Raw genomic sequence first — 6,522 nt, 5'->3', positions numbered from 1 at the left:
AAAGCTGCCGGTGTTACTGAGTTCACAGTAGCCGAGCTGACGATGCTTGCGCAAAACCACATTGAACTTCCAGAGGATGCACAAGCTCAGTTCGAGAAACTGATCGATGCGCTTGAAGACCTTGAAGATGTTCAGCAAGTGTACCATAACGTAGAGTTCGTTTAAGCCAATTAAGCGAAACGGTGGTTTGATTGCCAAAAAGAGTGTCTAGCCAATCAACGGATTGGACAGACACTCTTTTTATTGTTCTCCTATGATTCGGATTGCAATGCACCAGGAGATTTTTTCGATTTTGCCGATTTGCTACCGCCAAACTTGAATAACACAATACCGCCAACGATGACAAGAACGCCCAGAAGCTGGTTCCACGAGAATGGGATCTGCTCCAGTCCAAGCCATCCCATGGAATCAAACAGCAAGGCGAAACTTAACTGGGATGTAAGTACGATAGAGATCGCAAAGGTGGGGCCGAGCAACTTCATGCCCTGAACGAGACAGAAGACTACCCCAACACCGATGGCTCCACTAAGCCAGTACCAGGGCTGCATATGTTGGAAGCTAAACGTATTTTTGCCCTCCACCATTAGAGAAATCAGAAACGATGCAATAAACCCGGTGAACAGCACCATCGTTGTTGTGGACCACGAGCCGGTACGTTCATTTACCTTACTATTAAAGATGGTCTGCAGACTGACAAGAGAACCTGCCAGTAACGCAAGCAAAATACCTGTAATGATCATAGGATAGAGATCTCCTTATTCATAGATGTTGTGACCCGCCACTTCTGCCAGACCTGCCCGATCTTTGACCATAATAAAGCCCTGATCCCGCATGATTAATCCATCTGCACACAGCTTCTGAATCACACGATTCAAATGCCGATAACTCGTACCGATCAGATTCGCGATATCTGTCAAATTAAAGGCGTCCAGTTCTTCGTGGACAACAGTCCCCGCTTCTTCGGTAGAGATGGAGAGCAAATAGCTGGCTAATCGAACCTCGACCGGATACATCAGGTTGAAGTTGGAGAAGTTCGAATCAATGTAAAACTTGTGGGATATAATTTGGAGCAGAAATTTCAACAGGGGTGCGTAATCGCTGGCAAGTTCAGCTAACCATTGATAATGAATGCGCAGCATCACGACAGGTGAGACCGCCTGTACCGTGTTCACGATGTTACTCTCCCGAACGTACTCGATATCACCAACCACTTCAAGCGGTGTTTTGAAGCAAAGAACGAGTGTTTTATCCTGTGGTGAAGTCGTGAAGATTTTGACTTTCCCCTCGACCAGTACATATAAATATTCGGATGTTTCGCCTTCACGGCAGATTAATTCGCACTTCTCGAAGTGGCATAATGTCATATGCGGACGCAGGGGCTCGTGAAATACCGATTCGAGTTGATATTGTTTTAAATAGTGCAATAATTGATGCTCATTCTGAAACTCTTCCATAATGTATTTCACCCCCGACTTTATACTCGACCAGCTACAGCTTCATAATAATGACGCCCGTAACCATTAATGCTATACCCAGAAATTGCGGTAGTTTCATTTTCTGCTTCACAACACCAAACCATCCGTTACTGTCGACCAGAAAGGTCAGGAACAGCTGTGCAATCAACAGGGCGGAGATCGTAAAAGTTACCCCAATTTGCTGGATAGCCGTGACTTCGCTAAAAATAATTACTGCACCAAACGCGCCTCCTGCCAAGTACATGGGCTTGACTTGCTTCAATCCTTGCAGGTTGATGTCCCGCACGAATACAAGGATCAGAGCCGCCAGAATGAACCCGGTGAGTTGGGTAATGGTTGCCGCTTGCCAGGTTCCCATGTCCGTACTGATTCGGGTATTGGCAACCCCTTGCAGGGTAATGCATGCACCGCCTAATAGTGCAAAAATAATTCCTCTCATGGTTGTACTCTCCTTGTCGCGTCATTACTTCTTCGATTTCTATTAAATGATATATCCACTCAAAAAGCCAAGGACAAATGTCCTCAGCTCAGAAGTCATAGCATTTAGAGTACAATAAACCCTCCGCAAAATCCAGACAGAACCCAGGATGGCTCAAGATCACAATACTTGAAACACCGGTTGCTCACCAATAAAATGAACAGGCAATTCCGGGAAAGCTGTAGCCAATCTTTCTGACAAAAGCTTCATCCCGACAGCTTCACTCTCGGCATGACCGATCATAAGAAGTGCCTTTTGTTTTCCTTGCTGCACAGCATCTCGTATGTACTCCGGTGTCTCCCATTCGAATCCTTCACCTGCGATAATCAGATCCAACTCACCTTGTTGAAGTAAAGGAATGGTCAGATTGCCGTTGCCACGAAAACCAACAAGCACTGCTGCTCGTCTGCATACTATCTTTGGATCACCAGCTAGGCGTACATATTCGATCTCAAGCGAACGTTTAATATGTTCCGCAATAAGCTGAACTGTCATTCCTTCCGGAAAGGATAGAATGTCAGCTTCCGGTTTACGATGTACCACATAAGGGGACCATCCTAATGCCTGAACCAATCCCTCCGTAATGCCATCCGGGTGAAAGCGGTGAATTGCATCATGGCAGCGATAGATCGCAATTCCACCGTTATCGATTAGCTTTCTCTTGGTTTCATAAACTGGATCATCAGCCAGCCAATCGGTATGGCTATGATGATTATAGAAGGGAGGTTCATGAGCGATAATCAGATTAGCTCCACGCTGTATGGCATGCTCAATCACATGTTGTGTAGGCATAAAAGTTACAAAAACGCCTGTGATCGTTTGGTTGGGAGAACCCGTAATCAGTTGATCCACGGTGGTTTCTGGAAGTTCAACTTTGGCGGTAAGGTGATCTATTATGTGTTGAATGGTTATATTCATATACTTCATGCCTCCAAGAACAGGATATGCACAGTTTATCATGTTGATTGATGAACAGCATCATAGAATAGATATGGACTTTTTCCTGTTGAAAGAAAGATGGGCGGACAGCTGTGGAATCGATGATAGGTAGCTGGTTAATATAACAACGAACAATCGTATTCAAAATATAACGATGCTGGATTCATATAGTTTTCTCCTACAAGAAAAAGTATACTTACATAGAGTCTTTATCTAGATGAAATGGGTTATCCATTCAAACCTACACTGAACATTTAGTTAAGTATAAGTCTTAATTCTGATGAAGAGATCCGACATAGAAGGGCGATGATTACATGACAGCCAGTACCATTATGGAACGTCTGAAGAGTGAGACAGCTCATTATCACAGACAAGTGGAACAAAACGAGTATGCCAAGGCTATTATGAATCAAACCGTTAGCTTGGGAGAGTATAAGAAATATCTGGAGAAATTTTACGGGTTCCTGAAACCATTGGAAGATCAAGCTGTACAGCAGCCTTTCTGGGAAAGCACGGGACTGGATATCGGGATTAGAGGAAAAGCGAACTTGCTTGAAAATGACCTGCGGAATCTTGGCGCCAGTGAAGAGGAAATCAGCCAGGTCCCTTTATGTAAGGATCTTCCGGATATCTCGACACCAGCAAGGTTGTTCGGTTATTTATACGTCATTGAAGGATCTACGAACGGAGGTCAGATCATGACCAAACGTTTGTCACAGTTCTTGCCGATTGATGCAGATCGGGGGCTGGAATATTTTAATGCTTATGGTACGGAAACCAGAACGAGATGGGCGGAGTTCACGGAACTACTGCGTCAATCCATCACGGCGGAAGAAGATCACGACATCATGGTGCACACGGCCTCGGAAACGTTCCGATTACTTGATCAATGGATCAATACAGATACAAATACAGATCAGTTGTAAGTTGAGAATAAGAGTTATCACATCATGAGAGGGGATTTTTCAGGCTATGCCCGAATCGAAGTCCAAGAAAGAAAATAATTTGCTTAACCGTACATTGCTCAATCAGGGTACGTACACCAATGATCCAATTGATCTCAACAATTGCGACAAAGAACCTATTCATATCCCCGGATTCATTCAACCTCATGGTGTGCTCTTGGCTGTGAGCACCAACAATATACCGACTATTGTACAATGCAGCCAAAATACGGAGGAACATCTCGGTCTTACTACGCAAGAGGTGCTGGGCCTTCCACTCGAACATCTGATTGGCAAGGATAATACAAGGCAGGTACTGGCACGCACCTTCAGTGCATCTGTAACATCAGACCTGCAATATATGGATCTCACGGTTACCGTTTCCGGACATGCTCAGGTCTTCACTTCTGTCATTCATGAAAGTGAAGGCCTGTTAATTTTGGAAATGGAGCCTTCCTATGAAAAAGGAAATATTGAAGTTAATGATTTTGAGTGGATTTCCAGCTTCTTCAGCCGGCTTAAAAGTACTGATAATCGGGTGGAAGCGAGTCAGATTGCAGCCGAGCAAGTGAAAGAAATGCTAGGTTATGATCGGGTCATGATCTATGAATTTGACGAACAATGGAATGGGAAGGTCATTGCAGAAGCGCGTGAGGAAGAGCTCGAGCCGTTTCTCGGCCACCATTATCCTGCGTCAGATATTCCCAAACAGGCAAGGGAATTGTACCTGCGAAATTGGTTGCGCACCATCGTGAATGTGAAATATACACCTGTCGAGATTGTTCCCCTGCTTCAACCTTTAACGGGCAAACCGCTTAATCTGAGCTTGTCGGTTCTGCGGAGTGTATCCCCTTTGCACATTGAGTATTTACAGAACATGGGTGTTGGTGCGACCGTAACCATCTCTCTGATCCATGACAACCAACTGTGGGGCCTGATTACATGTCATCACTATTCAGCCAGATATATACCCCATCGTATTCGTAACTTGTGTAACTTCCTGGGCTCCTTCTTCTCAAATGAACTGTTTCAACGGCAGCAGCTGGATGAATATCAGGCTGAGATCAGGTCACGTGAAGCGGCTACCCAAATTGCTAATATTTTTATTGGGAATACAAGTCCAGCGAGGATTATTGAAGAATTGCAGGGCGAAGAGCGGACCTTACTGAGTCTTATGGATGCTTCGGGAGCTGCGATCTGTTATCAGGATAAACTGCTGCTATATGGCGATACGCCAGCAAAAGAGCAAGTACGGGAATTGGCTGCATGGCTGGCGGGCAAGTCGGAAGATTACAGTTATCACACCTCCAAGCTGAGTTTGGAGTATGATCCTGCTAAAGCCTACAAGGAAAAAGCATCGGGTATTGTTTATGTTGCCATATCACCTGGGCAGCATCATTATATCATCTGGTTCCGGCCTGAAGTGGTTCAGCTTGTGGATTGGGCAGGTGATCCAGCCAAAGCGGTGATCAAAACCGATGATGGCATGCGTCTCTCTCCCCGGAAATCCTTCGAAAAATGGAGAGAGGTCGTCCAGTCTACCTCTTATCCGTGGACAACGAAGGAACTGAATGTGCTGCCATTGCTCAAAACCATCGTGCGTCGTCAGACGGAAAACCAGCTCGTTCAGGCGGAAGAGCAAGCGTTGCAAAATGCACGTATTTTACGACAAAATGAGCAGCGCTATTTGCAGTTGATGGAATTTTCACCGGTAGCCTTTTTTACGTTGACGGACGGGTTCATCATTTATTGCAATAACAAGGCAGCCGAACTGCTCGGTTATGAAAATTCCAAATCTCTCATCGGCAAGGATTTCAGGGGATTTGTGCCTGACAAGACGAAAACGATTTTGCAGCAAAACCTGGAGGAACTGAAGCTCAACAATACGCGTTTGTTTACCAACCAGACATACTTTACCACAGCAGCTGGCATGTCCTTACTGCTAGAGATCACACTGGCTTCTGTTACACATGCAGGCAAACCGTCAGTGATGGTGCTCCTGAACAGCGGGGCATCCCATAATGATCAGGAACATTATACGGAGACAACCAGTCAGCTCGAGAACTATCTCAACACAGATCCGTTAACAGACATGCCGCTTCAGACGATATTCAAATCCCAACTTCAGGATGATTGGAATGAATGTTTACAAGAGAAATGCAGTTTGGGACTGTTTATTATAGATATCGATGATTTCCGTTCATATAATGCATCTTATGGACTTCAAGGTGGCGATCTATGCCTCCAGTGGATTGGAGAAGTGCTGGCCGTTGTCAGTGAGCAGAATGATGCCATCATCTCCCGCCTTCGGGGAGGAACCTTCATGTTGAAACTGAAGAATGCAACATCGGAACGTTCAGCAGAGCTTGCCGAAGAAATCAGACAACATGTGCTTGCACTTCAAATTCAGAGAGATCTGTCCAGTCCAAGTGATGTGGTCACCGTTAGCGTTGGCGGTGCGGTAATGGTACCTGAGGAGACGCTGATGATGTCGAATCTGATTGAAAAAGCCAGCCTAGCGCTTGCTCAAGCCAAGAGTGACGGGAAAAATCGGACGATCGTGGTTTGATATGAAGTTGGACTAACCTTGCTATAAAGGATGCAGATAGGTGTATAAGGGAAGGCATTTAAACTGGATATCAGTTTGAATGCCTCTCTTTTTTCTATCACAAAGGAAAGTATTATT

Annotated in this window: 7 protein-coding genes; 3 read left to right on the top strand and 4 right to left on the bottom strand. The window is 45.1% G+C overall.

The genetic code is table 11. The annotated features are described in order from the left end of the window. A partial coding sequence (locus CS562_RS06950; protein ID WP_180287054.1) for a YebC/PmpR family DNA-binding transcriptional regulator occupies positions 1-165 on the top strand: 165 nt, incomplete at its 5' end. An 86-nt stretch (positions 166-251) separates the two neighbouring features. Here CS562_RS06950 and CS562_RS06945 read toward each other — a convergent pair. The 4 genes from CS562_RS06945 to CS562_RS06930 all read right to left on the bottom strand — a co-directional run bounded on the left by CS562_RS06945 (position 252) and on the right by CS562_RS06930 (position 2,871). Further along, positions 252-737, bottom strand: coding sequence for a DMT family transporter (locus CS562_RS06945; protein WP_099854644.1), 486 nt, complete (start codon positions 735-737; stop codon positions 252-254). Positions 738-755: 18 nt separating this feature from the next. Further along, positions 756-1,454: a Crp/Fnr family transcriptional regulator gene (locus tag CS562_RS06940; protein ID WP_076291072.1), complete on the bottom strand. Its 699-nt coding sequence runs from the start codon at positions 1,452-1,454 to the stop codon at positions 756-758. A 34-nt stretch (positions 1,455-1,488) separates the two neighbouring features. Further along, positions 1,489-1,914 (bottom strand): DMT family transporter, encoded by a 426-nt coding sequence (locus tag CS562_RS06935; RefSeq protein ID WP_024633836.1) that lies wholly within the window; start codon positions 1,912-1,914, stop codon positions 1,489-1,491. Positions 1,915-2,073: 159 nt separating this feature from the next. Then, on the bottom strand, positions 2,074-2,871 hold the full coding sequence (locus CS562_RS06930) for a Nif3-like dinuclear metal center hexameric protein (RefSeq protein ID WP_099854566.1): 798 nt from the start codon (positions 2,869-2,871) through the stop codon (positions 2,074-2,076). Between the two features lie 335 nt (positions 2,872-3,206). Here CS562_RS06930 and CS562_RS06925 point away from each other — a divergent pair, with 335 nt between their 5' ends. Together CS562_RS06925 and CS562_RS06920 are read left to right on the top strand one after the other, a co-directional pair. Next, positions 3,207-3,818, top strand: a complete 612-nt coding sequence (locus CS562_RS06925) for a biliverdin-producing heme oxygenase (RefSeq protein ID WP_099854564.1) — start codon at positions 3,207-3,209, stop codon at positions 3,816-3,818. 46 nt (positions 3,819-3,864) lie between these two features. Beyond that, positions 3,865-6,405 (top strand): diguanylate cyclase domain-containing protein, encoded by a 2,541-nt coding sequence (locus CS562_RS06920; protein WP_099854562.1) that lies wholly within the window; start codon positions 3,865-3,867, stop codon positions 6,403-6,405. Positions 6,406-6,522 lie beyond the last annotated feature (117 nt).

This window comes from Paenibacillus sp. LK1 (assembly GCF_002750415.1).
In the GTDB taxonomy this organism is placed as follows: Bacteria; Bacillota; Bacilli; order Paenibacillales; family Paenibacillaceae; genus Paenibacillus; species Paenibacillus taichungensis.
This window is presented reverse-complemented; position numbering and strand designations above follow the sequence as displayed.